The 26,663-nt window shown below is 69.0% G+C and carries 28 protein-coding genes and 1 tRNA gene; 1 reads left to right on the forward strand and 28 read right to left on the reverse strand.

Features of this window, described 5'->3' with window-relative positions; translation table 11 throughout:
* Positions 1-13: 13 nt before the first annotated feature.
* The 28 genes from BDK89_RS19485 to BDK89_RS22250 all read right to left on the reverse strand — a co-directional run bounded on the left by BDK89_RS19485 (position 14) and on the right by BDK89_RS22250 (position 25,409).
* On the reverse strand, positions 14-679 hold the full coding sequence (locus tag BDK89_RS19485) for an isochorismatase family protein (RefSeq protein ID WP_133870543.1): 666 nt from the start codon (positions 677-679) through the stop codon (positions 14-16).
* A 156-nt stretch (positions 680-835) separates the two neighbouring features.
* Entirely contained in the window at positions 836-2,254 is a 1,419-nt protein-coding gene (locus BDK89_RS19490) for an MmgE/PrpD family protein (protein ID WP_133870544.1), read from the reverse strand.
* Entirely contained in the window at positions 2,251-3,093 is an 843-nt protein-coding gene (locus BDK89_RS19495; RefSeq protein WP_133870545.1) for a cyclase family protein, read from the reverse strand. Before BDK89_RS19495 ends, BDK89_RS19490 begins: the two co-directional genes overlap by 4 nt.
* Positions 3,090-3,983 (reverse strand): HpcH/HpaI aldolase/citrate lyase family protein, encoded by an 894-nt coding sequence (locus tag BDK89_RS19500; RefSeq protein WP_166657703.1) that lies wholly within the window; start codon positions 3,981-3,983, stop codon positions 3,090-3,092. Before BDK89_RS19500 ends, BDK89_RS19495 begins: the two co-directional genes overlap by 4 nt.
* On the reverse strand, positions 3,976-5,202 hold the full coding sequence (locus tag BDK89_RS19505) for a CaiB/BaiF CoA transferase family protein (protein WP_208294135.1): 1,227 nt from the start codon (positions 5,200-5,202) through the stop codon (positions 3,976-3,978). Before BDK89_RS19505 ends, BDK89_RS19500 begins: the two co-directional genes overlap by 8 nt.
* Before the next feature lie 5 nt (positions 5,203-5,207).
* A complete protein-coding gene (locus BDK89_RS22245; RefSeq protein WP_133870548.1) occupies positions 5,208-6,038 on the reverse strand; it encodes a cupin domain-containing protein in 831 nt (276 codons plus the stop codon).
* Positions 6,035-6,352 (reverse strand): hypothetical protein, encoded by a 318-nt coding sequence (locus tag BDK89_RS19515; protein ID WP_133870549.1) that lies wholly within the window; start codon positions 6,350-6,352, stop codon positions 6,035-6,037. The genes BDK89_RS22245 and BDK89_RS19515 overlap by 4 nt, the downstream gene beginning before the upstream one ends.
* 1 nt (position 6,353) lies before the next feature.
* A complete protein-coding gene (locus BDK89_RS19520) occupies positions 6,354-7,430 on the reverse strand; it encodes a class I SAM-dependent methyltransferase (protein ID WP_133870550.1) in 1,077 nt (358 codons plus the stop codon).
* Positions 7,427-8,446 (reverse strand): ABC transporter ATP-binding protein, encoded by a 1,020-nt coding sequence (locus BDK89_RS19525; RefSeq protein ID WP_166657704.1) that lies wholly within the window; start codon positions 8,444-8,446, stop codon positions 7,427-7,429. Before BDK89_RS19525 ends, BDK89_RS19520 begins: the two co-directional genes overlap by 4 nt.
* Positions 8,439-9,410 (reverse strand): ABC transporter ATP-binding protein, encoded by a 972-nt coding sequence (locus BDK89_RS21900; protein ID WP_166657705.1) that lies wholly within the window; start codon positions 9,408-9,410, stop codon positions 8,439-8,441. The genes BDK89_RS19525 and BDK89_RS21900 overlap by 8 nt, the downstream gene beginning before the upstream one ends.
* A complete protein-coding gene (locus BDK89_RS19535) occupies positions 9,407-10,246 on the reverse strand; it encodes an ABC transporter permease (protein ID WP_166657706.1) in 840 nt (279 codons plus the stop codon). Before BDK89_RS19535 ends, BDK89_RS21900 begins: the two co-directional genes overlap by 4 nt.
* Positions 10,247-10,299: 53 nt before the next feature.
* Entirely contained in the window at positions 10,300-11,316 is a 1,017-nt protein-coding gene (locus BDK89_RS19540) for an ABC transporter permease (protein ID WP_133870553.1), read from the reverse strand.
* 49 nt (positions 11,317-11,365) lie between these two features.
* Positions 11,366-13,012 carry an ABC transporter substrate-binding protein gene (locus BDK89_RS19545; RefSeq protein WP_133870554.1) on the reverse strand — a complete coding sequence of 549 codons (1,647 nt, stop codon included), beginning with the start codon at positions 13,010-13,012 and terminating at the stop codon, positions 11,366-11,368.
* 149 nt (positions 13,013-13,161) lie between these two features.
* The gene (locus tag BDK89_RS19550; RefSeq protein ID WP_133870555.1) at positions 13,162-13,977 is read right to left on the reverse strand and encodes a VOC family protein; all 816 of its coding nucleotides are present in this window, start codon (positions 13,975-13,977) and stop codon (positions 13,162-13,164) included.
* 58 nt (positions 13,978-14,035) lie between these two features.
* Positions 14,036-14,839, reverse strand: coding sequence for an IclR family transcriptional regulator (locus BDK89_RS19555; RefSeq protein WP_133870556.1), 804 nt, complete (start codon positions 14,837-14,839; stop codon positions 14,036-14,038).
* 6 nt (positions 14,840-14,845) lie between these two features.
* A complete protein-coding gene (locus BDK89_RS19560; protein ID WP_208294136.1) occupies positions 14,846-16,357 on the reverse strand; it encodes an aldehyde dehydrogenase family protein in 1,512 nt (503 codons plus the stop codon).
* Complete coding sequence (locus tag BDK89_RS19565) at positions 16,354-17,775, reverse strand: aldehyde dehydrogenase family protein (protein WP_133870557.1); 1,422 nt, start codon at positions 17,773-17,775, stop codon at positions 16,354-16,356. Before BDK89_RS19565 ends, BDK89_RS19560 begins: the two co-directional genes overlap by 4 nt.
* Positions 17,772-19,025 (reverse strand): FAD-dependent oxidoreductase, encoded by a 1,254-nt coding sequence (locus tag BDK89_RS19570; RefSeq protein ID WP_133870558.1) that lies wholly within the window; start codon positions 19,023-19,025, stop codon positions 17,772-17,774. The genes BDK89_RS19565 and BDK89_RS19570 overlap by 4 nt, the downstream gene beginning before the upstream one ends.
* Complete coding sequence (locus BDK89_RS19575; protein WP_133870559.1) at positions 19,022-19,792, reverse strand: aspartate racemase/maleate isomerase family protein; 771 nt, start codon at positions 19,790-19,792, stop codon at positions 19,022-19,024. Before BDK89_RS19575 ends, BDK89_RS19570 begins: the two co-directional genes overlap by 4 nt.
* A 26-nt stretch (positions 19,793-19,818) precedes the next feature.
* Complete coding sequence (locus BDK89_RS19580; protein ID WP_133870560.1) at positions 19,819-20,082, reverse strand: hypothetical protein; 264 nt, start codon at positions 20,080-20,082, stop codon at positions 19,819-19,821.
* Positions 20,079-21,134: a class I SAM-dependent methyltransferase gene (locus BDK89_RS19585; protein WP_166657707.1), complete on the reverse strand. Its 1,056-nt coding sequence runs from the start codon at positions 21,132-21,134 to the stop codon at positions 20,079-20,081. Before BDK89_RS19585 ends, BDK89_RS19580 begins: the two co-directional genes overlap by 4 nt.
* A gap of 190 nt (positions 21,135-21,324) precedes the next feature.
* On the reverse strand, positions 21,325-21,786 hold the full coding sequence (locus BDK89_RS19590) for a hypothetical protein (protein ID WP_133870562.1): 462 nt from the start codon (positions 21,784-21,786) through the stop codon (positions 21,325-21,327).
* 48 nt (positions 21,787-21,834) lie between these two features.
* Positions 21,835-22,038: a hypothetical protein gene (locus tag BDK89_RS19595; RefSeq protein ID WP_133870563.1), complete on the reverse strand. Its 204-nt coding sequence runs from the start codon at positions 22,036-22,038 to the stop codon at positions 21,835-21,837.
* A 4-nt stretch (positions 22,039-22,042) separates the two neighbouring features.
* On the reverse strand, positions 22,043-22,507 hold the full coding sequence (locus tag BDK89_RS19600; protein WP_133870564.1) for a hypothetical protein: 465 nt from the start codon (positions 22,505-22,507) through the stop codon (positions 22,043-22,045).
* 78 nt (positions 22,508-22,585) lie between these two features.
* Positions 22,586-23,170, reverse strand: coding sequence for a hypothetical protein (locus BDK89_RS19605; RefSeq protein ID WP_133870565.1), 585 nt, complete (start codon positions 23,168-23,170; stop codon positions 22,586-22,588).
* A 309-nt stretch (positions 23,171-23,479) separates the two neighbouring features.
* Positions 23,480-23,566: transfer RNA gene (locus BDK89_RS19610), tRNA-Leu, on the reverse strand.
* A 233-nt stretch (positions 23,567-23,799) separates the two neighbouring features.
* Entirely contained in the window at positions 23,800-24,624 is an 825-nt protein-coding gene (locus tag BDK89_RS21905; RefSeq protein ID WP_166657708.1) for a hypothetical protein, read from the reverse strand.
* Positions 24,625-24,635: 11 nt separating this feature from the next.
* The gene (locus BDK89_RS22250) at positions 24,636-25,409 is read right to left on the reverse strand and encodes a hypothetical protein (RefSeq protein WP_208294137.1); all 774 of its coding nucleotides are present in this window, start codon (positions 25,407-25,409) and stop codon (positions 24,636-24,638) included.
* 599 nt (positions 25,410-26,008) lie between these two features.
* Between BDK89_RS22250 and BDK89_RS22500 the strand changes: the two genes are divergently transcribed.
* Positions 26,009-26,662, forward strand: coding sequence for an FhaA domain-containing protein (locus tag BDK89_RS22500; protein WP_279586820.1), 654 nt, complete (start codon positions 26,009-26,011; stop codon positions 26,660-26,662).
* Position 26,663 lies beyond the last annotated feature (1 nt).

A 26,663-nucleotide genomic window follows, 5' to 3' on the forward strand; every position in this document is an offset into this window, starting at 1 on the left:
CGAGTCCTTCCGGTCAGGCCTGCGAGTCGAGCCAGCCGAAGACCTCCTGGACGTCGAGCACGTCGGCGTACTTCAACGAGAGGTCGGTCAGGTTGGCGTAGTGGTAGCTCTCGTGCTTGTCGGCCACGCACTGCTCGGGAACGATCGTGCGGTAGCCACGCGACAGGGAGTCGACCGCGGTCGCACGAATGCAACCCGAGGTCGAACCCCCGGTCACGATCACGGTGTCGACGCGATGCCAGACGCACAGCGATTGCAGCTGGGTCTCGAAGAACGCCGAGGGCATCTTCTTCAGATAGACGACGTCGCGCACGGCGTCGATCTCGAGTCGGTCGTCGAACTCGCTGCGCTCGGAGTCGAACTTGATGTTCTGGAGACTGTCCGGCGTGTCGGTCCGCGTGCCCCAGATGCCTGCGTCCTCGCCCGAGTCCATGTACGCGACATGCGTCCAGACGACCGGCCAGCCGAGGGCCCGGAATCGCGTGGCGAGATCGTTGATGTACTCGAGCTGGCGAGGGTCGGTCTCGTAGGCCGTGGCGAACAGGTCGGTGCGGGTGTACGCCTTCTGCGGATCGACGTTGACGAGGATGGCCTTCTCGCCGAAGCCAAACCGCTTCCGGGCGGGATTCGCCTGGACCTCGAGATAGATCTCCTTGGCTGTCTTGGTCGTACTTTCCATGTCGCCTCCAGTTGTCGGTGGTGGTGGCCGACCGTCGTCGGCACCGTTGTCGGTTCGGGTGTCAGGATCGAGTGTCGGGACCGATCGTCCGGCGGTGCCACCCGTCGGTTCCAGTGAACCAGCCGGTGGGCAACGCCGATCGTCGATCCGGCGGCATCACGGCCGCGTCGCTTCGAAGACCGTGCTGACGTCGTCGAGTCGGGCGAGGCCCTCGACCAACTCGACGATGCCGCCGATCCGATCGGCCGGCAGCCGGCGCCCGGCGTTGTCGGAGAACTTCCGGGCGAGCTCCGCGCTGGTCAGCGGCGCGCCCGGGCCGCCCCGGTTCTGCAGCCGCTCGATCACGACGGTGCCACGAGATCGGGTGTCGATGGTGACCACCGCCGGGAACTGGTCGGGGAAGATCTCGTCGCACGCGGCGTCGGCCACGACGTCGATGCGTTGCATCAGCGCGCGGCAGTCGGGGTCGTTGGCCCGTTCGTCCGAGAAGTCGTCGAGTGCGAGACCGAGGCCGCCACCCCCGGCGAGCGCCGCCGCGAAGACGAAGGGTGCGCTGAACTGGGCTTGGTAGCCGGTCTCGGGCGCACGCTTGACCTCGATCGGTTCTCCGACCGTTCGCACCGTCGGGCCTGCGACACCGATGGTGACCCGTTCGATGTCGTCGGCGGTGACGCCTTGCTCTCTCGCTGCGATCCCGGCGTCGATCACCGCGTGGGTGAAGTGGTTGGCCGGATACGGCTTGAAGAAGATGTCGGGGACGTCCCAGCGTTCCCCGAACCCGTCGAGCAGGGCATCGGCGTCGAGGAACTCGCCGACGTGGGCCTGGAAGAAACCGAACCGTCCCTCGAGCACCGTCGGTGGGCCGGTGATGCCGGCGACGGCGAGATCGGCGGCGGAGACACCGCAGTTCGCGGCCCAACCGCAATGGATGCGCTTGACCGTCCCACCGGTTCGGTTCGCCTCGATGATGCCGGCGGCCATACTCGCGGCGATGCCACATGCGTCGGCGATCGTGGCCGGGTCGGCACCCCGCAGCGCAGCGACGGCGCCTGCCGCAGCGATCGCACCGCAGATCGACGTGGCGTGTTGTCCACGCTCGAAGAACAGCGAGTTCCCGGCGTCGCGGTCGTAGCCGGCCATGCCGAGCCGACAGCAGAGTTCGAGCCCGATCGCCGATGCGAGGATCAAGTCCTCACCGCTGCGGTGATCGCGTTCCGCTGCAGCCCACACGGCGGGCAGCACCGGCGCCGACGGGTGGAGGACCGACGGGAGATGGGTGTCGTCGTAGTCGAGCGAATGGGCGAGGACACCGTTGGCGAAGGCGGCGGCACGCGCCGGGACCATGACGTCGTGACCGACCACGTGGGCCTGCGGGAGTCCTCCGTCGGCGGTGGCGAATCGGAGTGCCGCGTCGCTGGTCGGCAACTCGGCTGCAGCGAGACAGAGGCCCATCAGGTCGAGGGTTCGCTGTCCGACGCTCGCGACGACGGCGTCGGGCAGGTCGGTGAACGTCAGGGCTGCAGCGGTGTCGGCCAGGCGTTCGATGTAGCCGGTGGTCTGGGAGACGTCGGTCATGGTTCCAGCACCGCCACCGGGCGCACGGGCGAGCCGGTGCCACCGACGATCTTCAGCGGGGACAGGACGAACACGAACTCGTGCACACCCGTCGCCGCGAGCCCTTCGAGGTCGAGGGTCTCGATGATGTAGATCCCGTTCTCGACCAACAGCACACGGTGCGCCGGGAGGAGCGCATGACCTGCGCCCGGCTTGAGGCACTCGAACGCGATCGTGTCCGCGCCGACGGCGTGGCACTGCTTGTCGGCGAGCCAGTGCGCGCCCGCTTCGCTCACGCCGGGAACTCCCGAGTCGCGGCCGACGTAGGCGTCGCCTTCGTCCCAACGCTGACCCCAGCCGGACCGGATGAGGACGACGTCACCGGCGTCGATCGAGCTGCCTTGCGCGGCGACGGTGGCGTCGAGGTCGTCGGTCGTGATCTCGTAGCCGTCGTCGAGTCGGTCGACGCCGAGCGCCGCGGGCACGTCGAGCAGCACGCCCGGACGCACCATCGGCTCGATGGTCTCGGCGCCGTGCTCGGAGAACGCGCCTCCCATCTGGGCCTCGGCCGCGTCGACCTCGCCGTGCAGCATCCCGCAGTGGGACACGTGCGACAGTGCATCGATGTGCGTTCCGACGTGGCAGCCGGTGACGAGCATCTCGGCAGCCGCCGAACCGCCGTCGGCTCGGACCATGTCCCCGTGGCGACGGGTGAGCGCCATTCGGTAGGTGGCGTGGTTGGGTGACTGCGGCATCCCGAGGAACATCGGGCGGCCGAGATCGACCGTGCGAACGCCGCGCCGGACCGCGTCGAGCAATGGTCCGGATGTCGTGGTCGTCGTGGTGGACGTGTTGGTCATGATGACTCCTCGAAGTGTTGGGCGAGCGCCACGAGGTTGCGCGCTCGTGCCGCGACGGCGGCGTCGACGAACGCCCCGGCCTCGGCCGAGGCGCCGCGTCCGGCGGCGTCGTTGAGTTGATGCGCCTCGACGGTTCGGCGCGCGGCTTCGATCTCTGCCTCGGTCGGGGTGAACACCCGGTGGACGGCTTCGATCTGACGGGGGTGGACGATCGACTTGCCGAAGAAGCCGAGTGAGCGAGCCCAGCGCGCTCCGGCCTCGAGTCCGGCGACGTCGTCGATCGCCGTGTGGACGCTGTCAATCGGCGGGCCGATCTCGGCCGAGCGAGACGCGATCACGATCGCCGACCGGGCAGCCACGGTCGCGAGCTGTTCGTCGTCGGGGGCGAGCAGCGCCATGTCGGCGAGGAAGTCGGTGGATCCGAACGCGATCCGGGCGACCCGGTCGGCGCCGGCGATGGTGTCGATCGCGGTCAGGCCGGCCACCGACTCGATGGTGGGATACAGACCGATCGCTGCAGGGTCGACCCCGGCGTCGGCCGCGGCGGCGTCGATCCATCCGACCACTTCGCGGAGCGCGTCGGCCGACTCGGCTTTGGGCAGCCGGAGACCGTCGACGCCGTCCGCGACCGCTGCGACGACGTCGTCGTGGTCGTAGTGACCGTCGGGGCCACGGTTGACCCGGACGTGCAGTGACCCGACCGGACGCGACCTCAGCTCGTCGAGGAGCCCGACGAGCGACGCCCGGGCGACCTGCTTGTTGGCAGGCGCCACGGCGTCCTCGAGGTCGAAGATCACGGCGTCGGCGGTCGACGCCCACGCCTTCCGGCAGTGCTCGGGACGTTCGGCGCTCGCGTACAGGTACGACCGGTGCAGACGGCGGTCAGCCAACGACACCACGCTCCCGCAGTTCGACGATGCGTTCGGCGTCGACGCCGAGCGATGCCAGGACGTCATCGGTGTCCGCGCCGACGGCGCGGCCCGTGTGGCGAATCGAACCGGGCGTGTCGCTGAAGCGACAGATGACGTTCTGCATCGCCACCCGTCCGAGCTCGTCGTCGTCGACCTCGGTGATCATCTGGCGAGCGCGGACCTGCGGATCGGCCATCAGGTCGTCGATCTCGTAGACGGTCGCGATCGCGGCTTCTGCTTCCTCGAACGAAGCGACGACGTCGGCGTGGGACCGCTCGGCGACCCAGGTGCTGACGGCGCTGTCGATCTCGTCGGCGTGCTCGACACGCCCGGATCCGCTGGAGAACCAGTCCTGTTCGGCCAGGTCGGCACGTCCCACGAGTCGCATGACCCGCTCGGCGACCGGTGTCGCACTGGCCGACACGGCGACCCACTTACCGTCGGCGGTGCGGTACGTGTTGCGGGGCGCGTTGTTCTCCGAGCGGTTCCCCCGGCGGGCCGGGATCTCACCGAGCTGTTGGTACGCACTCGGCTGAGGGCCGAGCACGGTCACGAGCGGTTCGAGGATCGCGAGGTCGACGACCTGGCCGTCCGACGACGTCGTGTCGCGGTGGTACAGCGCTGCGACGGTCGCGTACGCAGCGGTGATGCCGGCGATGCCGTCGGCGAGGCCGAACGGGGGCAGCGTCGGCGGGCCGTCCGGCTCACCGGTCATGGCGGCGAATCCGCTCATCGCCTCGGCGAGGGTGCCGAACGCCGGACGGGTCGCGTACGGGCCCTCCTGTCCGAACCCGGTGACCCGCACCAGGACGATCTTCGGGTTGATCTCGCGGAGCCGGTCGTAGCCGAGTCCCCACCGCTCGAGCGTGCCCGGGCGGAAGTTCTCGATGACGACGTCGGCGCCGCGGACCATGTCGAGGAACACGCCCGCGCCGTCGGGGTCGGAAAGCTTCAGGCCGACGCAACGCTTGTTGCGTCCGACCATCTTCCACCAGAGCCCGATGCCGTCCTTCGACGGTCCGTGGGTGCGCAGCGGATCGCCGCGGTCGGGGTGTTCGATCTTGACGACGTCGGCGCCGAGATCGCCCAGCAGCTGGGCACCGAGCGGCCCCGCGTAGACGGTCGAGATGTCGAGCACCCGCACGCCGGTCAGCGGACCGGACGCGCCAGGCTCACCGTTGGTCGAAGGAGTGGTCACCGTCGTCACCAGCAACCACACCCGGGGGCGGGCTGGCCGTAGGGCTGGAGCTCCGGCGGGAGGATCGGCTTGTGCTCGGGCGACCAGGTGAAGTCGACCTCGTGCTCGGTGTACTCCGTCGAGAGCGGCCCGCCCTTGGTACGGAACAGGAACAGGTTGCCGGTCTTCGAGCCGAACGGGCCGTGCCATTCCTCGGGCGGACGCCAGAAGTAGGCGCCCGGCTGCATCGTGCCGAGCGGGCTGACGAGTTCGCCGGACAGGAGGTACATCTCCTCCACGACCGGGTGGCGTTCGGGCCGACGGCCCGAGCGCAGCGGCATCGTGCCCAGCAGCCAGGTCTCCTCGCCGTCGTGCGGGTCGCGCCGCAGGAACTTGCGGCCGGCGCCGGGCGGGAACTTCGGGTGGAAGTTCGCACCCCATTCGTCGGCGAAGCCGTCGACGAACTCGACCAGACGGGTGGTGTCACAGGCGTCGGACGCGGGCGTGCCGCTGCGAACACCGGGTTCGCCCGAGAAGAACGTCATCACCACGGCACCGTGCTTGCTCGATGCGGAGGTGCGCGCGTGATGTGCCGGGAGGTGGGCGTAGCACTTCTCGGTGTAGGTGGTCGCGCCGATGGTCAGGTCGCCACCGAGGACGAACAGTTCTTCGTCGACGTCGAGGTGGTGAGGTTCGTCGACCGTCCAGCCGGCGGGATACTCGATGAGCACGCTCGACGCACCGGACGCTTCGTCGATGCTGAGGATCTTCGACTTCACCGTTCCGCGCCCACCTCCGTACAACCCGTCGGACCAGGGCAGTGCCTGTGACTGCAGGAACTCGATGAACGGTCTCATTGGTGGGGTCCTTTCGTCGTCGCCCGTTCGCGATGCAGCGGGCGTCGTGCGTCGTCGGTCTCGCCGATCACGGCGAACAGGCCGTCGAGCGATTCCTGGAGTTCGGATGCTGCAACGGCGTCGAGGTCGTCGGGGTGGTCGAGGCCATCGCGCTCGGCGAGCCGTCGCTCGAGATGGAGCACGCGAACACGCTGTTCGTGGAGTTGCGCGGCGAGCTCGAACACGAGCCCGGCGAGCCGATCGACGTCGTCGGCCCCGAGGTAGCGGAACTCCGGCCGAGCGGGCAGCGGGGTCTGGTCGGATGTGTCGGTCATGTCAGCCACCGTCGGTCGCTTCGTCGGGTCGCGTGGCGCTCAGGACGGCCCACGGGAAGTGCCACTCGGCCCGATCGGGCCACTCGAGCCCGTCGAGCCGTCCGGCGGCGCGTTCGTCGAATGCGTCCCACCGGGCGTCGGTGAGTCCGGCGGCGGCGCACAACGCCGGCACGTCGGTCTCGAACAGCATCGGCATGTACGGCTCGTTGTTCCGTTCGCCGTGGCCGGCCATGACCGTGTCGCGCACGGTGTCGCCGGTCGGATGGAAGTCGAGCATCCTGAGCACGCCGCCCGGCTTCAGGATGCGGGCCGCCTCGTGCATCAGCTCGCCGATCGCCGACGGTGGCATCTCGTGGAGCAGCATCGTCGAGGTGACGATGTCGGCGCATGCGTCGGGCAACCCGGTGGACCGGGCGTCGGCTTGGCGGTACTCGACCTCGAGACCCCGTTCCGACGTCAGGCGCTGGGCTGCGGTCACCAGTGGCGCAGCGAGATCGACGCCGATCACCTCGGCGTCGGGGAACTGCTGCTTGAGCGCCCAGGTGCTCTTCCCGAAGCCGCATCCCACGTCGACGATGCGCTCGGGCGACAGTCCGTCGAGGGTGGTCGTCCCGAACAGCCGGTGGAAGCCGTAGTCGTCGTTGTCGCCGAGCATCACGAGTTTGGCACCGAGTTCGTAGACCGCAGCCGCCTCGTCGGTCGACCAGACTCCGCCCGGCTGCAGGTGGATGTCGACCGCCGTGTACCAGTCGGGAAGATCGAGGTCGGGGTCGAGCCGTGCCGAACCGAGCAGGTCGGCGGCGGACGTGGTGTCGACGCCGTCGGCCTCGTCGAGTCGGACCCGTCGTTGGACCGCCCGCCACAGCTGCTTCTGCGAGTTGCGTTCGGTCCACGCGAACCAGCGGTGGACCGGCGCGTCGTGCACCTGCTCGGGTGTCGCGGGTCCGTCGGCCTCCGCCTGCTCCCGCAGCAACGGGTAGAGGCGAGTCGCCCATGATCGCCGCAGGGCGAGGGCGAAGCCGACGCGTGCGTCGGCTCGAACTCGCGCCGAATCCGACAGCGACGTGGTGCGGGTCATGGTCGGCCTCCTGACGTGCCGATCGTGAGGCCCGATGCGACCGAGCCGGGGAAGAAGCACGCGACCCGGTGCGACCCGGCGTCGGTGTTCGTGAGTGCCGGGTTCTCGACGCGGCATCGCTCGACGGCGGCAGGGCATCGGGGGTGGAATGCGCAGCCCGTCGGCTTCGAGATCGGCGACGGCGGCTCACCGCCCAACACGATCCGCTCGCGACGGTCGGCCGACGTCGTCGGCGTCGCCGACAACAGCGCAGCGGTGTACGGGTGCTGTGGATCGCCGACGACCGCGTCGACCGGTCCCTCCTCGACGATGCGCCCGAGATACATGACGGCGACGCGATCGGCGATGTGGTGCACGAGTGCGAGGTCGTGCGCGATCACCAGGTAGGCGAGGTTCTCGGCAGCCTGGAGATCGGCGAGCAACCCGATGATCTGCGCCTGGATCGACACGTCGAGCGCCGAGACGGGTTCGTCGGCGACGATCACACTGGGGCGCAACACGAGCGCCCGGGCGATCGAGATCCGTTGACGCTGGCCACCGGAGAACTGGCCGGGGTACCGAGACGCAGCATCGGCGGGGAGCCCGACCTGTTCGAGGGTCGCAGCCACGGTGTCGGCGATCTCCTGCCGGGTCCCGAGACGGTGCGCCTTGAGGGGTTCGGCGACGATCTTGCCGACCGTCATTCGGGGATCGAGACTGGCGTACGGGTCTTGGAGGACGATCTGCAGCCGGCGACGAACCGCCTTCAGCTGTCGCTCGGTGTGGTTCGTGATGTCGGCACCGTCGAACACGACGGTGCCGGAGTCGACCGGGATCGCCCTGATCATGGCGAGCGCCGTCGTCGTCTTGCCGGAGCCGGATTCTCCGACCAGCGCCAGCGTCTCGCCGCGACTGACCGAGAGCGACACGCTGTCGACCGCAGTCAACTGGCGTCGCCCGACCGGGAACGTGACCGTGAGATCGTCGGCGGCCAGTACCGGGTCGGACGTGGGAGCGGGAGTGGTCGGGTCACTCATGAGGGTTCCAGCAGGCGAGTCGTGTGCCGCCGTCGGCCGAGTCGACGAGCGGCGGCTCGTCGGTGAGGCAACGGTCCATGGCATTCGGGCAACGCGGCGCGAACGCGCACCCGGCGGGTCGTGCGAACGGGGACGGTGGTGTGCCCGGAATCGCCGCCAGGGTCCGGCTGCGATCGAAGTTCGGCGCAGCGGCGAGGAGCGCCACCGTGTACGGGTGACGGGCTCCGTCGAGCACCTCTCGTGTCGGGCCCTCCTCGACGATCTTGCCGGCGTACATCACCGAGATCCGGTCGCACAGTTCGGCGGCGACGCCGAGGTCGTGGGTGATCAAGATCAGTGCCGCGTCGTGGGTCTGTTCGCGCAGGAGCGACATGATCTGAGCCTGGATCGTGGTGTCGAGCGCCGTCGTCGGTTCGTCGGCCAGGATCAGGTCGGGGTCGTTCAGCAACGCCAGCGCGATCATGACGCGCTGCCGTTGTCCGCCCGACAGCTCGTGCGGGTAGGCGTCGACTCGCTCGCCCGGGCTCGGGATGCCGACGCGCGCCAGCATGTCGATCGCCTGCTGTCGCGCTTCGCGCCGGTTGACCCGTTGATGGCGTCGGACGGCTTCGCCCAGCAACGACCCGATCTTGCGGACCGGGTTGAGGCCGGTCATCGGGTCCTGGAACACCATCGAGACCCGCTCGCCGCGCAGGTCGGAGAACTGTTTCTCGGGGCACCCGATGAGTTCGAGACCGTCGAGTTTCGCCGAACCCCTCGCCTGGAGTGCCGGAGCGAGCAGGCCGATGAGGCTGAGCACGGTCAGCGACTTGCCGGAGCCGGACTCGCCGACGATGCCGATCGCCTCGCCACGGCGTGCGGTCAGCGACACCCCGCGGACCAGTTCGACCGGTTCGGGCCGGTCGGCACCGTGCACGACGGTCAGGTCGTCGACGGACAGCAAGGGGCGATCATCGGTGGTCATCGTTCGACCCTCGTCGTCTGGCGGCGACTGCGTTCGGCCATGCCGTCACCGATCATGTTGGCGGCGGTCACGGCGAGCACGATCGCCGTGGCCGGCACGAGCACCATCCGCGGTGCGACGAGCAGGTACTGGCGACCGTCGGCGAGGATGTTGCCGAGCGACGGTTCACCGAGGGGCGCACCGATGCCGAGGAACGACAGTGCGCTCTCGGCGACGAGCAAGTCGGCGAACATGAACGCCCACATCACCATCAACGTGTTGCGCAGTCCGGGGATGACGTGGGTGAACAGGATGCGGACACGCGACACCCCGAGCAGGCGGGCCGCGTTCACGTAGTCGCGCGACATCAGACCGCGAGTCTCCGCGTAGACGACACGCGCCAGGACCGGCCACGAGACCAGGCCCAGGGTGACCGACAACTGCCAGAAGCCCCGACCGACGGCTGCCATGATCGCCACGGCGACGACGAGGTTGGGCAGCGACAGCATCGTGTCGATGGCGCGGGCTGCGAAGGCCTGCACGACGCCGCGGGCCGAACCGGCGATCACGCCGATGCACAGGCCGATGAAGGTAACGATCGTCGCGGAGGTGGCGGCGACGGTGCCCGACCAGGCGAAGCCGGCGATCGTCCAGTCGAACAGGTTCCGACCCAGCTGGTCGGTGCCGAGCATCGCGCCGGGCGTCCCGACGGGTTGCAGGCGTTCGGCCGGGTCGGTCGGCACCGGGGTGACATCGAAGATCGTAAGAGCGGCGACGGTAGTCAGCACCATCGCGGTGGCGAGGACGACACCGAACGTCAGGCGTGCGGGGCGGTTCGACGAGCGACGACGGCTCATCAGCCGACCGGTCCACGAGCTCAGTTCCGGTGCTGCTGCACCGTCGGACACGGTCATCGCTTCCTCCGGAGACGGGGGTCGATCACGCCGAGCATCACGTCGGTGAAGGTGTTCGTGAGGAACACCAGGACGGCGACGACGAAGACCGACGCCTGGACGACCGGGAAGTCGAGTTGTTCGACCGACTGGATCATGAGTTGGCCCAGGCCGGGCCAGGCGAAGATGACCTCGGTGATCAGCGCGCCCGAGAGCAGGTAGGCGAACTGGGTACCGATCAGGGCCGATGCGCCCAGGAGCGCGTTGGGAAGTGCGTGCCGTCGCACGACCGTGCGATGGCGGGCGCCGAACGCCCGCGCCGTTCGGACGAAGTCTTGTTCCATCGCCTCGGAGACGTTGCCGGACAGCACCCGGGTCAGGCGAGGTACGAGGAAGGCGGCGAGTGAGAGCGTCGGGAGGATGTAGGTCTTCCATCCTTCGCTGCCGAAGCTGGGCAGCAGTTGCCATCGGACGGAGAAGAGCTGGATCAGGACGAGGGCGACGACGTAGCCCGGGATGCCCTGTCCGATGAAGACGACGTTGCCGATGACGGCTTGGGCCCGGCCGTTCGGCCGCGAACCGATCCAGGCGCCGAGCGGCACGGCGACGAGCGTGTTGACGATCACGGCCATGACCGCCAGCTGAAGGGTCTTCGGCACCCGATCGAGCACCAGGTCGAGCGCGTTCTCGCCCGTGTTGATCGACTCGCCGAAGTCGAGCTGGGCGACCTGGCCGAGGAAGCGGAAGTACTGGACGAGGAGCGAGTCGTCGAGACCGTACTGCGCACGGATCGCAGCGATCTGCTCGGGCGTTGCGTTCTCACCGGCGAGGGTCAGCGCCGGGTCGCCGGTGATGCGCAACAGGAAGAACATCAGGGTCGACACGGCGAACAGCAAGACCACGAGCTGCGCGAACTTGCCGGCAACGGTTCGGCCGACGGTCGCGTAGCGCGACGGGAGTGCGTTCGGCCGGTCGGCGCCGGGCCCGTTCGAATCGGGCCCGGCGTCGACAGCACCGAGGGTCACATCGGTCACAGGTGTGACCCGGTGGGGAGGGCGGACAGGGACACGGGACGAGTGGTCCTTACTTGGTCATCTCGTCGTAGTTGAAGAAGCGGTTGTCGTTGACGAAGTTGCCGATCTCGCTGGACACACCGTTCACGTCGATCTGCTGAACGAGGTACAGCGCCGGCGGGTTGTCGTGCATCATCGCAGTGACATCTTGCAGGGCGGCGGTGCGCTCGGCCGGATCGATCGTCGGCAGGGCGGCTTCGAGTGCGTCGGCCTGCTCCTGGTCGCAGAAGAACGGGTTCGACTTCAAGCACGAGAAGTTCGTCATGACACGGCCCGAGTCCATCGTCGGCAGGGCGTTCCACGACAGGCCGAACATGCCGGCGTCGAAGGTGCCACCGAGGTACCGCTCGAGCCAGTCGGGGAAGGTGATCTGGTTCAGTTCGACGTCGACACCGATGTCGGCCAGGTTCTGCTGGGCGAGCTGGTAGATCTCGGCGTCGGCCGGGAACGAACCGACGACCACGTCGGCCGTGAAGCTCAGGCCGTCCGGGTAGCCGGCGTCGGCCAGCATCTGCTGGGCGAGCTCGGGGTCGTAGCCGAATGCGTCGATGTCGGGGTTGTAGCCGGTGGCGTTCGGGGTCGGGCCCTGGCCGGCGGCGCTGCCCTGACCGAGCAGGAGCGCGTCGACGATCGCCTGGCGATCGATGGCGTAGTTGAGGGCCTGGCGGACCATCGGGTCGGCGACGGGCGAGTCGGCCATCTCGGTGTTGAACGCGAGCGACATCACCTGATTGGCGGTGACGACGTCGGCGGACGCAGCGTCGCCGAGGGTGTCGACGAGGTCGGGCGAGATGCCGGTGGCGAGGTCGACCTGACCGGCCTGGAGTGCCTGGACCCGAGCGGCGGGTTCGGCGAGCTCCTGGATCTCGAGACCGCCGACGAGCGGCGCACGCCACGAGTCGGTGAAGGCGGCGAGCTCGATCGTTCCGGCATCCCACGAGGTCACCATGAACGGGCCGGAGCCGACCGGGTTCTCGGTGATCTCTTCGAGGCCCGCGTCGGCGAGGACGCCAGGAGCCGGGACGTAGATCTCGGTCATCTTGGCGGGCAGGATCGGATCGGGCGTGGCCGTCGTGACTTCGACCGTGTAGGTGTCGACCGCGGTCGCCGAGGCGATGTTCGCGAGGTCGCGCGCAACGGCGGAGCCTGCGGCGGCTTCGTCGGTCACGATGAAGTTGATGACGCTGGCGAGGCCTTCGGCGTCGAGCGTCTCACCGTTCGAGAACTGGACGTCGTCGCGCAGCACGAAGTTCCACGTGGTCTCCGACGTGTTCTCCCACGAGGTGGCGAGCCACGGCTTGATCTCGCCGTCGGTGCTCACGAAGGTGACGGGGTCGTAGATCGCGGCGAGGGTGTAGATGCCGGGCGAGCCGACCGAGTTGAACGGGTTGCCCTTCGAGGCCGGCAACTGGTTCGTGGCGAGTCGGATGACGGCGTCCGACGAAGCACTGTCGTCGGCGGTCGTGTCCTCGGTCGTCGCCTCTTCGCCGTCGTCGGTCGCCTCGTCGCCGTCGTCCGCCGGCTCCTCGTCGACCGTCTCTTCCTCGGCGGTGGTGTCACTCGTGTCGGCGTCGTCGTCGTCGCCACCACAGGCAGCGGCAACGAGCACCAGCGATGCGACTCCGAGCACCGAGGCGAGCCGTGAGGCGCTCCTCATCGTCGTCCTTCTCATGGGCTTCCTCCCCGTTCTGTTCCGCTGTACGGAACGTAGGTTTCTTGGAGGGGAACACTACTGAAGCACTCCGAGGACGTCAAGCGACGGGGTTGTCGAACGGGTGGGCGGCCGGTAGGTCGGCGAGGCGTCACTCAGCCGGCGAAGAACTCGACGAATGCGCCCGGCGCGACCTCGATCGGTGCGCTGCGCTGGGGTCCCTCGGCGATGACGGCCACCGAGATCACTCCCTGCCGGAGCCGCTGATCGCCGTCGGGATCCGTCGCGACGGCGTGCTGATCGAACTCGATCGCAGACTGCCCGGCGAGCTGCACCGTGCTGATCCGGTGGACGGTGTCGGCGGGGAGCCCGTGGACCGTGTTGATCACACCGATCGGCAAACGATGATCGGTGACCCGCCTTCCGGACGTCGCCTCCTCGAACCGAGCCCTCGACTCCTCGAGGTCGGCGCAGGTGATCACCATGATGAAGACCGGCCCCAGCTCGGCGACCGCCGACGGCAGGTCGAACCCCGGGGGCGCACCGCGCACCTCGGTCAGGTACCACAGCTCGCCGGCGGGGCCTTCGACCTGCGCAGCCCGCAGTGAGCCTCCGCTGCCGACGGTGCGGGGGGCCACCACGACACGAGCACCGGCCCGCTGCGCTCGCTCCATCGCTCGATCGGCGTCCGCGACCAGGAGTTCGATGGCGGACCAGCCGGGCCGTGCGAGCGGCGGCGAGGGCGCCGCCTCCGGCGACTCGACCAGCCGGATTCGACCGGGGCGGTCGTCCTCGGGCGCCCGGAGCACGACCGACGGCGCACCACCGAGCGACGGCTGCCGCCACGAGGCGGCTCGTTCCGGGTCGAGTGCGCCGTGCTCGTCGGCAACTGCGCCGAGCGCCGACTCGTACATGGTCGTCGCCCGAGCGATGTCGGCGACGACCACGACCGCCTCTGCGATCGGGCCCACCGACGAGGCCTCGTCCAGTGTGTCGGGCCCGTGTGTCGCGACGCGTCGTTCGACGGGCTCAGCCACCCGCCACGCCAGACTGCGGTGGACGAACGCCGCCCATCGCCGTCGTCAGGTTGGCCGACGCCTCGAGCAGCAGACCGATCAGGCGGTCGACCTCGGAGCTGAATCGATCGACGGGCCCGGCAACCGACAGCACCGCCAGCACTCGACCATCGGGGCCGAACACCGGCGCGGCGGCGGAGCCGGCGGTCGCGTCGCGCTCACCGAGTGAGACGGCGTACCCGCACTCGCGGATGCGTTCGAGTTCGTCGACCAGTTCGTCGCGATCGGTGATCGTCTGACCGGTGAGGCTGCCGAGGTCGCTCCGCTCGAGGTATTCGTCCTGCTGCGACGCCGGGAGGAACGCGAGCAGCGCCTTCGAGGATGCACCAGCGTGGAGCGGGAACGACCGTCCGAGCTGCACGACCATCTTGACGTCGCGTTCCGGGGTGACCTGGTCGACGTAGACACGTTCCCAGCTCGAGCGGATCGAGAGGGTCACGGTCTCCGCCGTCGCCTCGGACAGACGGGTCATCACCGGACGGGCGCGTGAACGGACGTCGATCCGGTCGAGGTAGGCCATGCCCAACTCGACGAAGCGCGGTCCCAACGCGTAGCGGCGCGTGTTCGGATCGAACTCGACGAAGTTGTTCTTGCGACAGGTCGCGAGGATCCGGTGCACGACCGCCTTCGAGTAGCCCAATCGGTCGGCGATCTCGGTGACACCGAGCGTCGGACTCTCCGACTCGGCGAACAGCGTCAGTACTTCGAAGGCCCGCTCGATCGATCCGACGGTGGCGGCTGGTGGGTCACTGCTCATCGGAGGTCACCGAATCCCGGTGCGATGGATCGACTGATAGCGCACATAGCTCGCAAACCCTTCCCGTCCGAGTTCGACACCGATTCCACTCGACTTCCAACCAGCGAGTGGCGCCGCCGTGTTGAAGCCGTAGCCGTTCACCCCGACGGTTCCCGAGTCGACGCGCTGTGCCACCGCTTCCGCTCGGCCATCATCGCTGCTCCACACGGAGCCCGCCAAACCGAAGTCGGAGTCGTTGGCGACGGCGACGGCCTCGTCGTCACCGTCCACGGCGATCACCGAGATCACCGGTCCGAAGATCTCCTCACGACAGATCCGCATCGCGTTCGTGGCGTCGGCGAACACCGTCGGCCGGACGTACCAGCCCTGGTCGATCCGAGGTCGATCTCCACCGGTGACGACGCGTGCGCCTTCGCTCCGTCCGATGTCGACATAGCGCTCGACGCGGTCTCGGTGCTCGGCCGAGATGACGGGTCCGAGGTCGGTCGTCGGATCGAGCGGGTCGCCGACGGTCAGGCGCTCGCTCGCAACCACGAGGGCGTCGACGACCTCGTCGACGCGGCGGCGATCGACGACGAAACGACTGTGGATGAAGCAGTTCTGACCACTGAAGGTGTAGGCGAGGAACGGGATCGCTGCAGCGAGCCGGTCGACGTCGACATCGTCGAGCACGATCGCCGCCGACTTCCCGCCGAGTTCGAGCACGACGGGCCGGAGTCGTTCCGCGCACGCCACGGCGACCTGTCGGCCCGCAGCGGTCGAGCCGGTGAAACCGACCATGTCGACACCATCGTGTTCGACGAGCGCGCGCCCGGTCTCCGCGCCACCCGACACGACGTTGAGCACGCCCGGTGGGAGTCCGGCGTCGGCGGCGATCTCGGCGAGCACGAACGCCTCGAGGGGAGCCTGCGGCGGCGGTTTGAACACGACGGACCCGCCGGCGGCGAGGGTCGGACCGATCTTGTAGAGGCCGAGCGGGAGCGTGCCGTTGTAGGGCGAGATGGCCGCCGTCACGCCGTGCGATCGGCGACGCACGAGGCTGCGCTGGACGGCATACCGCGGCCGCTTCTCCGGAACGGGTCGGACCTCGTCGACGAGGTCGGACCGTGCCGACGCCGCGGCGTGCCGCAACAGTTCGGCGGGTCGACTCGGTCGCTTGCCCGAACCGCCGATCGGACGGCCGACCTCGTGGGCGAGTAAGACGTCGAGATCACGATCGAGCGCCTCGATCGAGTCCGCCATTCGCTCGAGGACGTCGGCGCGCTCGCCCGGGCTCATCGATGCCCACGGCGCGCCGGGCTCGATCGCCGCCCGGGCCGAGCGAACGGCACGGTCGACGTCGGCGGCGTCGGCGTCCGGCACCGAACCGATCGACTGCTCGGTGCTCGGCGAGACGACGTCGAGCCGCGCCCCGCCCGAGGGGAGCTCCCAGGTGCCGTCGATCCAGAGACCGTCCCTCGACAGCCAGTCGTCGTCGATCGATTCGAGGGCGACGGAGCGACCATCGGATGCGGTCACGACGGGTCCTTTCGGTACGGCTGGGGGACGCCTGGTTCCACCGACACCCAGACCGACTTCGCCCACGTGTACAACGCAGGTGCTTCCGTCCCGTTCTCGCGTCCGTACCCCGATTGTCCGACGCCGCCGAAGGGCACCATGTCGTCGAGGATCCGGTACGTGTTCACCCACACGGTGCCGACGCGCAGATCGGAGGCGAGTCGGTGAGCGCGCCCGATGTCGCCCGTCCACAGCCCGGCCGCCAGACCGAACTCGGTGTCGTGCGCGAGCGCCAACGCCTCGTCGGCGTCGTCGAAGGCCGCGACGGACAGGACCGGACCGAAGATCTCGTCCCGAACGGCTCGGTGATCGAGGGGCAGATCGGCGAATGCGACGGGCGCCACCCAGTTGCCCGCGGTGAGGTCGTCGGGAACCTCGAGCGGCGTCTCGGCGAGCACCCGGCCGCTGCGCTTGGCGTCGGCGACGTACTCGCGGGTCTTGGCGGCTTGCGCAGCCGTGGCCTGCGGACCGACCTGGCTCGACGCCAGGCGCGGGTCGCCGACACGCAGCGCCGCAACCCGCGCGACGAGCCGGTCGACGAACTCGTCGTGGACGCTGCGTTCGACGAAGAGTCGTGAACCGGCGATGCACATCTGGCCGCACGAGCCGGCGAATCCTTCGACGACGCCCGCCGCGGCGGCGTCGAGGTCGGCGTCCGCGAAGACCAACTGAGGCGACTTGCCACCCAGCTCCAACGCCGACGGGACGAGGCGTTCGGCTGCCGTCGCGCCGACGTGGCGCCCGGCACCGTCCGACCCGGTGAACACGACGAGATCGACTCGCGGGTCGGCGACCAACCCACGGCCGACATCGGGGCCGCCACATACGACCTGGGCGACGCCGGGCGGCGCGCCACAGTCGTCGAGGAGCTCACCGAGGCGCATCGCGGTCAACGGGGTCTCGAGTGCCGGTTTCAGGATCGATACGTTCCCGAACGCGAGCGCCGGGGCGATCTTCTTCGCGGCGAACACGAACGGAGCGTTCCAGGGCACGATGCCGGCCACGACGCCGTAGGGCTCGCGCGTGGTGTACGTGTGGAAGCCGTCGCCGACCGGCACGACCGTCCCGGTGACCTTGTCGGCGTACCCGCCGTAGTACTCGAAGCAGCGCGCCGCACGTTCGACCTCACGTCGGGTGTCGGCGAGCAGCTTGCCGCAGTTGCGCGTCTCGAGTACGGCGATGTCGTCGAGTTCCTCGCGGATCCTACGTGCGACGGCGAACAACAGCGCCGCCCGCTCACGAGGCGGCGTGCGCCGCCAACGGTCCGCAGCGGCGACGGCGCGGGCGACGACCGCGTCGAGTGACGACTCGTCGTGGAGTTCGATCGTGGCGATCGTGCTCCCGTCGATCGGTGAGGTGACCTCGTGTCCGGTCGTCATGATGCCTCCGTGCTGGTGCGTGGTCCGGGCACGGCGTCGAACATCGCCGCGGCGCGCAGATGGTCGCCGCACCGCTGCGGGTCGGCGGCGGCTGCCTGCAGGTCGGCGAGCCGGGCCGCTCGTGCGTCGGGTGAGCGAGCGTCCATCTCCGCGCGGGTGCGTGACGTCGCCCGTTGCACGACCTCCATCGCAACGGCGCGGCGCACGGTTGCGTAGTCGGCGAGCGCCTCGTCGATACCGAACGCGTCGAGGGCGTCGACGAGATGGGCGGCGTCGTGCACCCCCGAGTTCAGACCCATCCCGCCGGTGGTGCTGGTCAGGTGGGCGGCATCACCGATCAGCGCGACCCGTCCGTCGACCATCCGGTCGGCGACGCGCTGGTGGCTCCGATACATCTGGTGCTGCCGCAGCGGCGCCGCGGCCCACGAGTGGTCTCCGACGTAGGCGTCGAGTGCGGCCACGAGGGCCGGGTGGGCGTCTCGTGCGTCGTCGACGGGTGCGACGTTGCTCAGGTCGGTGTCGACCGGTTCGTCGGTCGACACCGCGACACGCCAGATGTCGGGGGTGCGGATCAGGGAGAGTCGACCCGCCCCGCCCGTGTAGTACGCCACGGGCGTCGACGGTCGACCGGCGACGGCACCGAAGTCGAACTCGGACGCGACGACGAGGCTCAGCGTCGGATAGGTCGAGCCGTCCATGCCGATGTCGAGCGCCGAGCGGACGGCGCTGTGGCTGCCGTCCGCTGCGACCAGGAGCGGGGTCTCCCATCGCACCGTTCCGGTCGGGGTGTCGATCGTGACGTCCGCCTGCGTCGCCGACGTCGAGACGGCGACGATCTCGTGTTCCCAGCACATCTCGATCGCGTCGGAGTCCGCCGCAGCGGCCCGGAGATCATCGAGGAGTTTGTACTGCTCGTACTGCAGGCGGAACGGGTATCGGGTGAGCCCGTCGAGGACGTCGTAGTCGAACACCGCGGCGTCGTCGGAGTCGAGATCGCCGTACGCGAGCCGGTCGACTCGAACACCTCGGGCGATCGCCCGATCGGTGAGTCCGATGCGGTCGAGGATCTCGAGGGTCGGTGGGTGCAGCGTCGAACCGCGCCACTCGCGGGCGACCTCGGGACGGGCTCGTTCGGCGACGCGAACCGGTACGCGGCGCGACGCGAGCAGGAGGGCCGTCGTCAGGCCGACGGGTCCTGCACCGGCGACGACGACCGGGTGATCGGGGGTGGCTGCGGTGATGTCGTTCATCTGGTGGGTCCTTCGATCGATCGTTCGGCAGCCGGCCGGTCGCTGTGCGCCGGTGACATCGCGCGGCGGTCGACCCACCGGTCGAGTTCGGCCATGGCCGTCGAGGTGCTGCGGTCGCTGCCGACTGTGCCGGCCAGTGCTCGTGCCAATGCCAGGTTCGACGACACGATCGGGCACGGCGATCCGGGTGCGAGCCCGTCGATCGCGTCGGCCGTCGCCGCGCCGGTACCGGCCACGACCACGATGTCGTCGCCGTGGTCATGGTCGGCGATCTCGGCGAGCGCGCGCTCGATCGCCGCTCGTGACGCGTCGGCGGTCGTCGTGTAGATCGAGTCGTTCTCGACCGGCACCGTCGTCGGCACTGTGTAGCCGCAGCCCTCCCAGAACGAGCGCGCCGACTCGGTCAACCAGTTCGGGTACGGCGACACCAGGGTGACGCGTCGCGACCGCGTCTCGTCGGCGACGGACAGCAGCGCACCGGCTGCTGTGACGACGCGTGTGTTGGTCACGTCGCTCAGGTCGGCGGCCCAGCGAGCGTCGCCGTCGCGACCGAGCGGATAGGACGCCCCCGTGCAGGCGATGCCGATCGCGTCGAGCCCGAGGCCGCTCAGTCGACCGACGGCTGCGTACGACGTGGTTCGGTACGCGACGAGGCGGTCGGCGAGATCGCCCGGCTGGTGATCGAATCGCGCCACGTACACCGCACCGACGTCGGCCAGGTACGAAGCGACTTCGTGTTCGGCGGTGGGGTTGGCGGGCGGTACCACGACGCCCCATCGCGTCGGTCGGTCGGTCAACGGTCGTCCGGGGTCGTCGAAGTCGCCAGGAGCGGGCCGAAGATGCGTGCGACGAACTCGTCGCGGGCCGCCACCTCGTCGGGGGTCGACGGCGCAGCTTCACCGTCGAGGTCGAGCGACAGGCCGCGCTCGGCCAACTCCGTTTCGAGCTTCCCGAGCCGTCGTTTGACGACCCACAGCTCGGCCGCGAGTTCGGCGATCACGCCGATCATGGCGTCGTCGGGAGTGCGCTCGTCTGCGGGATGTGACGATGCGCTCATGCGCGGCAGATCCAGGTCGTCGTCCGGGTCGAGGCCGACTCGACCGACGGGTAGAGCTCCCGCACGTCGGCGTCGACGTTCGAGTAGACGAAGTCGAACGCGTACGGCTCTCGGTTGTGATCGGTGTCGAAGCCACGGTCGTACACCGCCCACGCGTCGGGCGGGTCGCTCGGCTGCAGCATGTCGTGGAGGACGAAGACCCCGCCGGGACGCAGGACGCGACGTGCGGCGGCGAGCGCGCGACGACCGTCGTCGAGCGGCATCTCGTGGAGGAGGGTGCCCATGTAGACCACGTCGAACGATTCGTCCTCGAAGCGGTCGAGTGTGCGGGCGTCGACCTGAGCGAACGTGACGTCGGCGCCGAGTCGCCGGGCTCGGGCGTGGCCGTAGCGCAGCAGTGGTGCCGCGAGGTCGACGCCCCACACCTCGGCGTCGGGCCACCGGTCGGCGAAGCCGCAGGTGACCTGTCCGATCGAGCAGCCGATGTCGAGCACCCGAGCGACGTGGCCGTCTTCGGGCTCGGGCACCTCGTCGGCACGGGCGATCTTGGCCTCGTCGAGGTCGTTCGCGCCGAGGTGGAACACCTTGGTGCCGTAGTGGTACACGTGACCGCCGAGCTCGTCGCCGTGGTAGCTGCCGGGCTGACGATGGAACTCGACCTCGTCGTAGTAGTCGGGCGTGACGAAGTCGGGGTCGAGGATCAGTCGACCGTCGTCGGGTCCGTCGATGTCGGCGATGAGTTCGTCGCGGTACGGCTCGTAGGCCTCCGTGACGCGGCGCCAGTTCATGCCCTGAGTGGTCCGGAGCAGGGAGTCGCGAGCAGCGACGACGGGGATGCGTTCGGCCAGGTCGGCGAGCTGTGCCCGCGACTGGCGATCGGTGGCGATCGGACGGTCGCCGACGGCGGCGCGCAGGGCGGTCGCGGCGCGAGGGTTGAGCTGGCGCAGGGTGAACTTACGCAGGCCCTCGACGAAATCGAGGTAGCTCTCGTCGTCGAGGGACGGCATGGCCGTCATCGTGCCGAGCCGACCGCGTTGACTTCCGCCACTCATGTGGCACCTCCCTCGTTCCGCTATGCGGAACCGTTGTTCCTTCATGCGCAACGCTAGTCGCTGGTTGCGAGGTGGGCAAGCCGATCCTCCCACGTCCGAGCGCTGCGCAACAGAGCTGCGTCCGCCGCCGCAGTGCTCCGGCGCCGGTTCACCGGTCCGGCAGCGACGGTTGCTCGGCACATCGATGCCGTCAGCCGAACGGCGGTTCGAGATTCGCGCACCCGAGCCCGCTCACCGTCCATTCGAGGAGAGCGCTGTCGGTCGAATCGGGAACGGTGACAGCGATCCGATCGACCTGGCTCTGCACCACGACGTGGTCTCCGTTGCCGAGCGGCACGAATCCGAGACCACCGGACGGAACGACGAACTTCGAGCGAGCGCCGGACGAGCTGACGACCTCCACGGCGAGGTCGTCGTCGCACTTGTTGATAATCGGCCAGAGCACGTCGGCCTGCGCTTCGGTCGGCTCGTTGCGAGCGGCGAACAGGCCGCCGACGCCGGCCAGAACGAACGCACCGCCGATCAGCGCGAATCGGCCGCGAGTCGTCCGACCGGTGTTCGTTTCCGTCGCCGGTTGTCGTCGAAGCGAACGGAGTTCGGCAATGATCAGCAGCACGCCGACCAGCACCATCCCGACGAGGAGCACGGTCACGGCGTCCTTCCGGCGCAGCGCATCATTCGACGGTCGGCTGGCATTCGATCACCATCCTGTCGCTGCGATCCGGATCGCTGCGACGAGCGCGATGACGCCGACGCCGAACATGCTCATGAACGCGCTGCGGTCCATGTAGGTCCACAGCGCTGCCGCTCTTCGACGAGCTCGCCAACGCAGCGAGGACCAGATCAATGCTGCCCCGATGAATACGAGGAGCAGCACGACCGCCGGTCGAACGATCGGCCCCATAGCGCTATCGCTCGCTCACGCCGATTCGCTTCGCAAGGGCGGGCACATACTGCTCCCACTCGCCGCCTTCCGGTCGAAGCACCGGTTGGATGCGTCGGCCGTCGCGCAGTTCGATCGTCAAGGCCCGATGCTTCCCGGTGAGCCCGATCGCAGTGACCGAACCGATCGGCACGACCTGCCGTCCCCGCGGTGTCAAGACCTCGACCGCGTCGTGTGTGACCCGCACGAGGCCGTCGCGCCGTCGAATCAGTGCCGTGAGGACGATCCGGCCCAGCCACAGCACGGTGCACATCGCAAGGACACCGCCGACCACGAAGCCGGCCGTACCGAGACGGAGCCCGTTCGGCTCTCCGATCGGCACGAACACGCCGATCGCAGCGCCGACGGCGCACAAGGTGAAGAAGAGCACCCCGCCGGCGCCGAGCCCCAGCGCCCTCGCCGACACCAGAATCGTGACGTCCTGTCCCACCCTGAGCCAGACACTACGCAACGGCCGACAGACGCGCTGCCGGACGGCCGACGTGAGTTCGACAACTGCCTCGGCTGGCTAGCTGATGCGTTTGCCGGCGGTGGCGTTGAAGATGCACAGCGCTCCGATGGCGTAGATGACGACGGCGATCATCGCGGTGCCGATTGCGACGCCGATGCCGTGGGCGAGGTAGGGGTACCGGAACTCCTCGCCGAACGGGCCGACTGCTTCCTTGGTCGCCAGCACGATCGTCGCGCCCACGATCAGCCCGAAGGCAGCGAATGCGAACGCGATGATCTGGACGAGCTTGCCGAGACCGGCGAGGCGTTCCGCCGCAGGACGAGTAGGCGCCCGAGTGGACGGGCCGGTCGGCCCGTACTGGCCAGCGGTTCCCGACGTGGTTGCGCCCGCGAGCGCCTCGATCGCCGCTGTGAGTCGGTCGGCGTCTGCCGGGTCGTCGAGGGTGTACGTCGTCGACTTCATCGTCACGTTCTGTCCAGAGACACGAACGAGGCCCAGCGGCACTGGCTCGAGACCGAGCGACACCCCGGTCGTGCGCCTCGGAACGAGATGTCCGTGACCGGGGTTGATCGTCAGCTCGACCGGACGACCTTTGGGGTCCATGGCGGGATACGGCCCGAGTGAGACCGTGCTGTTCGTCAAGGCGCGCTCCTGTCGGGTGTCCATCGTGGCCGCGCGACACCGCCCGACGCGACATCGGATTCGTCGCCCCGATCGCGCACGCCGTTCTCCGATCCCACCATGACTTTGCCCCCGTGTCGTCGAGCAGCGTGAACGTCGCTGCCGGTTCCCACCTGTTCTCCTACCACACAGCAGCGCACAGCGCGCGCCGTGCGTGGCGATGTCGTACGGAGCGACGCGGCGACTGCTGGCACAGTCGAGCGCCACGGCCCGCCAGTGCCGCAGGACCGCTCGCCAGACGCGAAACGGCCCCGCCGGAGCGGGGCCATCTGGTGGGCGAGGGGGGACTTGAACCCCCACGATCTTGCGATCACTGGCACCTGAAGCCAGCGCGTCTGCCAATTCCGCCACTCGCCCGAGTGACGCCTGAACGCTAGCGGGCGCGCGAGAAATCGCCACCACCCGTTCTCGGCGGCTCCCGTTGCGGAATGTGCCACAGGAGCAACCGAGAAGCGGACGCCGGGTTCTCGGCGGAGTCAGTCCACGATGTTGGACCAGGTTCACCGAGAACTCGCTCGGGAGGGCCGGTGCCGGGATCTCGGCGGACTCGGTTCATCATGGTGAACTCGGTCCACCGAGAACGGTGGCCGTCAGTCGGCGGGGCCGCCGACGGTCTGGATCTCGACGACGGGGTAGTCGAGCGTCGACGTCAGCACGATCGGTGGCTGGACACCGCTGACGCCGCGGGAACTCGTCCACGTCACCGTCCAGGTCGAGGTGATGGTGACCGGGTACGGCCTGCCGTCATTGAGATCGCGATACGTGTAGCCGCAGACCGGGCTCGGGTCGGCCGAGTCGAGAGCGCTGTCGGGGATCGGGTCGCCCGCACCGGTGCACTCGACGACGTCGCCGTTGCCCATGTCGAACACGGTCTGGCTGAGCTCGGCACGAGCCGTCACCCACGAGCCCGGCGCCGCGCTGGCCGTCACCTCATAGGGGCCGGGGTCGTCGACCGCGAGCCACATGCCGAGCTGCACGACGCCCTGGTCGGTCGGGCTCAACGCCGGTGCCGGCGGATCGATCTCTCGCGCTGCTCGGTCGCGCAGGATCGACGCGACCAGTGCCGGGTCCGGATCGGTGATCAGCAGCCAGATCGTGTCGCCGCTCACCACCTCGTCGCCTCGGCGACAGGTCTTCTGGGCGCGGACCCAGCTGGCGCCGGTCTCGGAATCGAATCGGAACTGCCGAGCGTCGACGAAGACATATGTGTAGCCACCGGACTCGTACCGCCCCCGCTGCGGCACCGTCAGCTCCGTTGTCGTACACACCACCGGCACCTCCGGCGGATCGTCGGAGTCCGACGGCTCCGAGCCCTCGGCCGTCGCCTCGTCGGTGACGGCGAGGCCACCGCCACCACCAGCGCTGCCCCCGGCCTCGGCGGGCGACGAGGTTCCGAACAAGAACAGCAGAACCAACCCGACTGCAGCTACAGGTCGCCGCACTGCTCCTGGCCCTCCCAGAACCCGAATCGCTGGAGACCGTTGACGACCCACGCGCCGTCGACAAGAGCCAGGCTGTACGACAAGTCGGCGGCATTCACGGAATCGTCGACGACAAGATCCTCGCCATCGTCCCCGGCATCGACCTCGACGCGGATGTCACCGTCGATCGCGCAGGCGTCGAAGGCAGCGATGTCGTCGACAACGATCAGCGACGGCGGGTAGATGTCGGTGTGAGTGATCGGGACCGAAACAATCGCCTCACCGTTCGCGATCAGTTCGTCGAGGAACGTCTCGACCCGTTCTGCGAAGGGGTTTCCGACCGTCGCACGCACGCCCTCTCGCAACGCCGTGTCCGACGGATCGGCGGATGCCGCTCGCATCGCGTCGGAGTACGCGTAGAACGCGTCGACGACCGCCTGCTTGTCTTCGTCGTCGGGGAAGGTGACTCGGGGTGGGACGCCCTCGGGGAGGGTGGTCGTCGTGGGTTCGGGGCTCGTCGTCTCGGGCGGGGCGGTGGACGGGACCGTCGTGGGCTCCGCCGTGGTCGGGGCAGCGACCGTCGTGGGGGCGCTCGTGGTCTCGGGCGCGGTCGTCGGCGGAGCGCTCGTCGTGGGTGCGGCCGTCGTGGGTGCGGCCGTCGTGGTGGCCTGCACGGTCGTGGTCGAGGCGGCGTCGTCGTCGCCGGAGCAGGCGGCGGCGATCAGGAGTGACGCGGCGACGAGGGTTCCCGCCGCGAGCCGTGGTCGGTGGCTCACCATGCGAGCAAACTACCCCGCCCCACGGACCCGCGGGGATGGGGACAACTCCCCGCCAGTGAGCCCGACCCCACCGATCTCGGCGGCTCCGGTCCACGATCCCGGACTCAGCTCACCGAGAACCCCAGGCGCCAGACCCCGAGCCCGGTTCTCGGCGGCACACGTCCGGAAACTCGCACCACAGTCACCGAGAACCCCAGGCGCCGGACCAGTCCCCGTTCTCGGCGGCACACGTCCGAAAACCCGCACCACAGCCACCGAGATCCCCAGGCGCCGGGCCAGTCCCCGTTCTCGGCGGCACACGTCCGGAAACTCGCACCACAGTCACCGAGAACCCCAGGCGCCGGACCAGTCCCCGTTCTCGGCGGCTCTCGTCCGGGAAACCGCACCACAGCCGCCGAGAACGTGGCGAAGATCCCCACCACCACCCATCACCCCGGTTCTCGGCGGCTCCGGTCCGAGATCCCGGACCACAGCCACCGAGAAGCCGTGAGCGGTCCCGAATGCACCGCGACTCGGGCTGAGGAACGCCCTCAGCGGCCACCGGCGGAACTCGACCCATCGGCCGAATGAGGCCAGTACGCTGGCGCATTCCTATGGGCATGCAAGGACTGGAGCACCGCCTCGAACGTATGGTGGATGGTGTGTTCCGTCGTTCGCGCAACTCCATCCGGCCGATCGAGCTCGGCCGACGCCTGATCCGGGAGATGGACGACCACCGTTCGGTCGACGTCAAGGGTCAGCGAATCGTCCCCAACGATTTCGTCGTGCTGCTCTCCGCCGACGACCACAACGGCTTCGCCGACATCGAGGATGCGCTGCGGACCGAACTGGTCGAGGCCTGCCGTGAGTACGCCCGCGAGGAGGGCTACCACTTCATGGGCCCGGTCAGCGTCGACCTCCGGATCGACAACTCGTTGAAGCCCGGCCGGTTCGGCATCGCCTCGCAGCTCAAGCAGTCCGATCCCGGTCATCGGCCCGGATCGATCGTCATGCCGTCGGGCGACCGCATCAGCCTCGTCGACGACACCCACACGATCGGCCGCCTCCCCGACTGCACCGTCGTCGTGTCCGACAGCAACGTCAGCCGCCACCACAGCCGCATCACCCGGTCGGGCAGCGGCTTCGTGATCGCCGACCTCAACTCGACGAACGGCACGTTCGTGAACGGCGAGCGTCTCCTCGCCGACCACCGTCTGACCGAGGGCGACATCATCACCATCGGCTCCGTCAACCTTCGTTTCGAAGCGTCCTGAA

The sequence above is a fragment of the Ilumatobacter fluminis genome (assembly GCF_004364865.1).
In the GTDB taxonomy this organism is placed as follows: domain Bacteria; phylum Actinomycetota; class Acidimicrobiia; order Acidimicrobiales; family Ilumatobacteraceae; genus Ilumatobacter; species Ilumatobacter fluminis.

Coding starts and splice junctions, on each gene's coding strand:
- BDK89_RS19490 (WP_133870544.1), bottom strand. CDS start 2,254: ATGACCGACGTCTCCCAGACCACCGGCTACATCGAACGCCTGGCCGAC.
- BDK89_RS22500 (WP_279586820.1), top strand. CDS start 26,009: ATGCAAGGACTGGAGCACCGCCTCGAACGTATGGTGGATGGTGTGTTC.
- BDK89_RS19525 (WP_166657704.1), bottom strand. CDS start 8,446: ATGAGTGACCCGACCACTCCCGCTCCCACGTCCGACCCGGTACTGGCC.
- BDK89_RS22250 (WP_208294137.1), bottom strand. CDS start 25,409: ATGGTGAGCCACCGACCACGGCTCGCGGCGGGAACCCTCGTCGCCGCG.
- BDK89_RS21900 (WP_166657705.1), bottom strand. CDS start 9,410: ATGACCACCGATGATCGCCCCTTGCTGTCCGTCGACGACCTGACCGTC.
- BDK89_RS19545 (WP_133870554.1), bottom strand. CDS start 13,012: ATGAGGAGCGCCTCACGGCTCGCCTCGGTGCTCGGAGTCGCATCGCTG.
- BDK89_RS19555 (WP_133870556.1), bottom strand. CDS start 14,839: ATGAGCAGTGACCCACCAGCCGCCACCGTCGGATCGATCGAGCGGGCC.
- BDK89_RS19495 (WP_133870545.1), bottom strand. CDS start 3,093: ATGACCAACACGTCCACCACGACGACCACGACATCCGGACCATTGCTC.
- BDK89_RS19570 (WP_133870558.1), bottom strand. CDS start 19,025: ATGAACGACATCACCGCAGCCACCCCCGATCACCCGGTCGTCGTCGCC.
- BDK89_RS19535 (WP_166657706.1), bottom strand. CDS start 10,246: ATGAGCCGTCGTCGCTCGTCGAACCGCCCCGCACGCCTGACGTTCGGT.
- BDK89_RS19595 (WP_133870563.1), bottom strand. CDS start 22,038: ATGGGGCCGATCGTTCGACCGGCGGTCGTGCTGCTCCTCGTATTCATC.
- BDK89_RS19515 (WP_133870549.1), bottom strand. CDS start 6,352: ATGACCGACACATCCGACCAGACCCCGCTGCCCGCTCGGCCGGAGTTC.
- BDK89_RS19485 (WP_133870543.1), bottom strand. CDS start 679: ATGGAAAGTACGACCAAGACAGCCAAGGAGATCTATCTCGAGGTCCAG.
- BDK89_RS22245 (WP_133870548.1), bottom strand. CDS start 6,038: ATGAGACCGTTCATCGAGTTCCTGCAGTCACAGGCACTGCCCTGGTCC.
- BDK89_RS19565 (WP_133870557.1), bottom strand. CDS start 17,775: ATGACGACCGGACACGAGGTCACCTCACCGATCGACGGGAGCACGATC.
- BDK89_RS19585 (WP_166657707.1), bottom strand. CDS start 21,134: ATGAGTGGCGGAAGTCAACGCGGTCGGCTCGGCACGATGACGGCCATG.
- BDK89_RS19580 (WP_133870560.1), bottom strand. CDS start 20,082: ATGAGCGCATCGTCACATCCCGCAGACGAGCGCACTCCCGACGACGCC.
- BDK89_RS19520 (WP_133870550.1), bottom strand. CDS start 7,430: ATGACCCGCACCACGTCGCTGTCGGATTCGGCGCGAGTTCGAGCCGAC.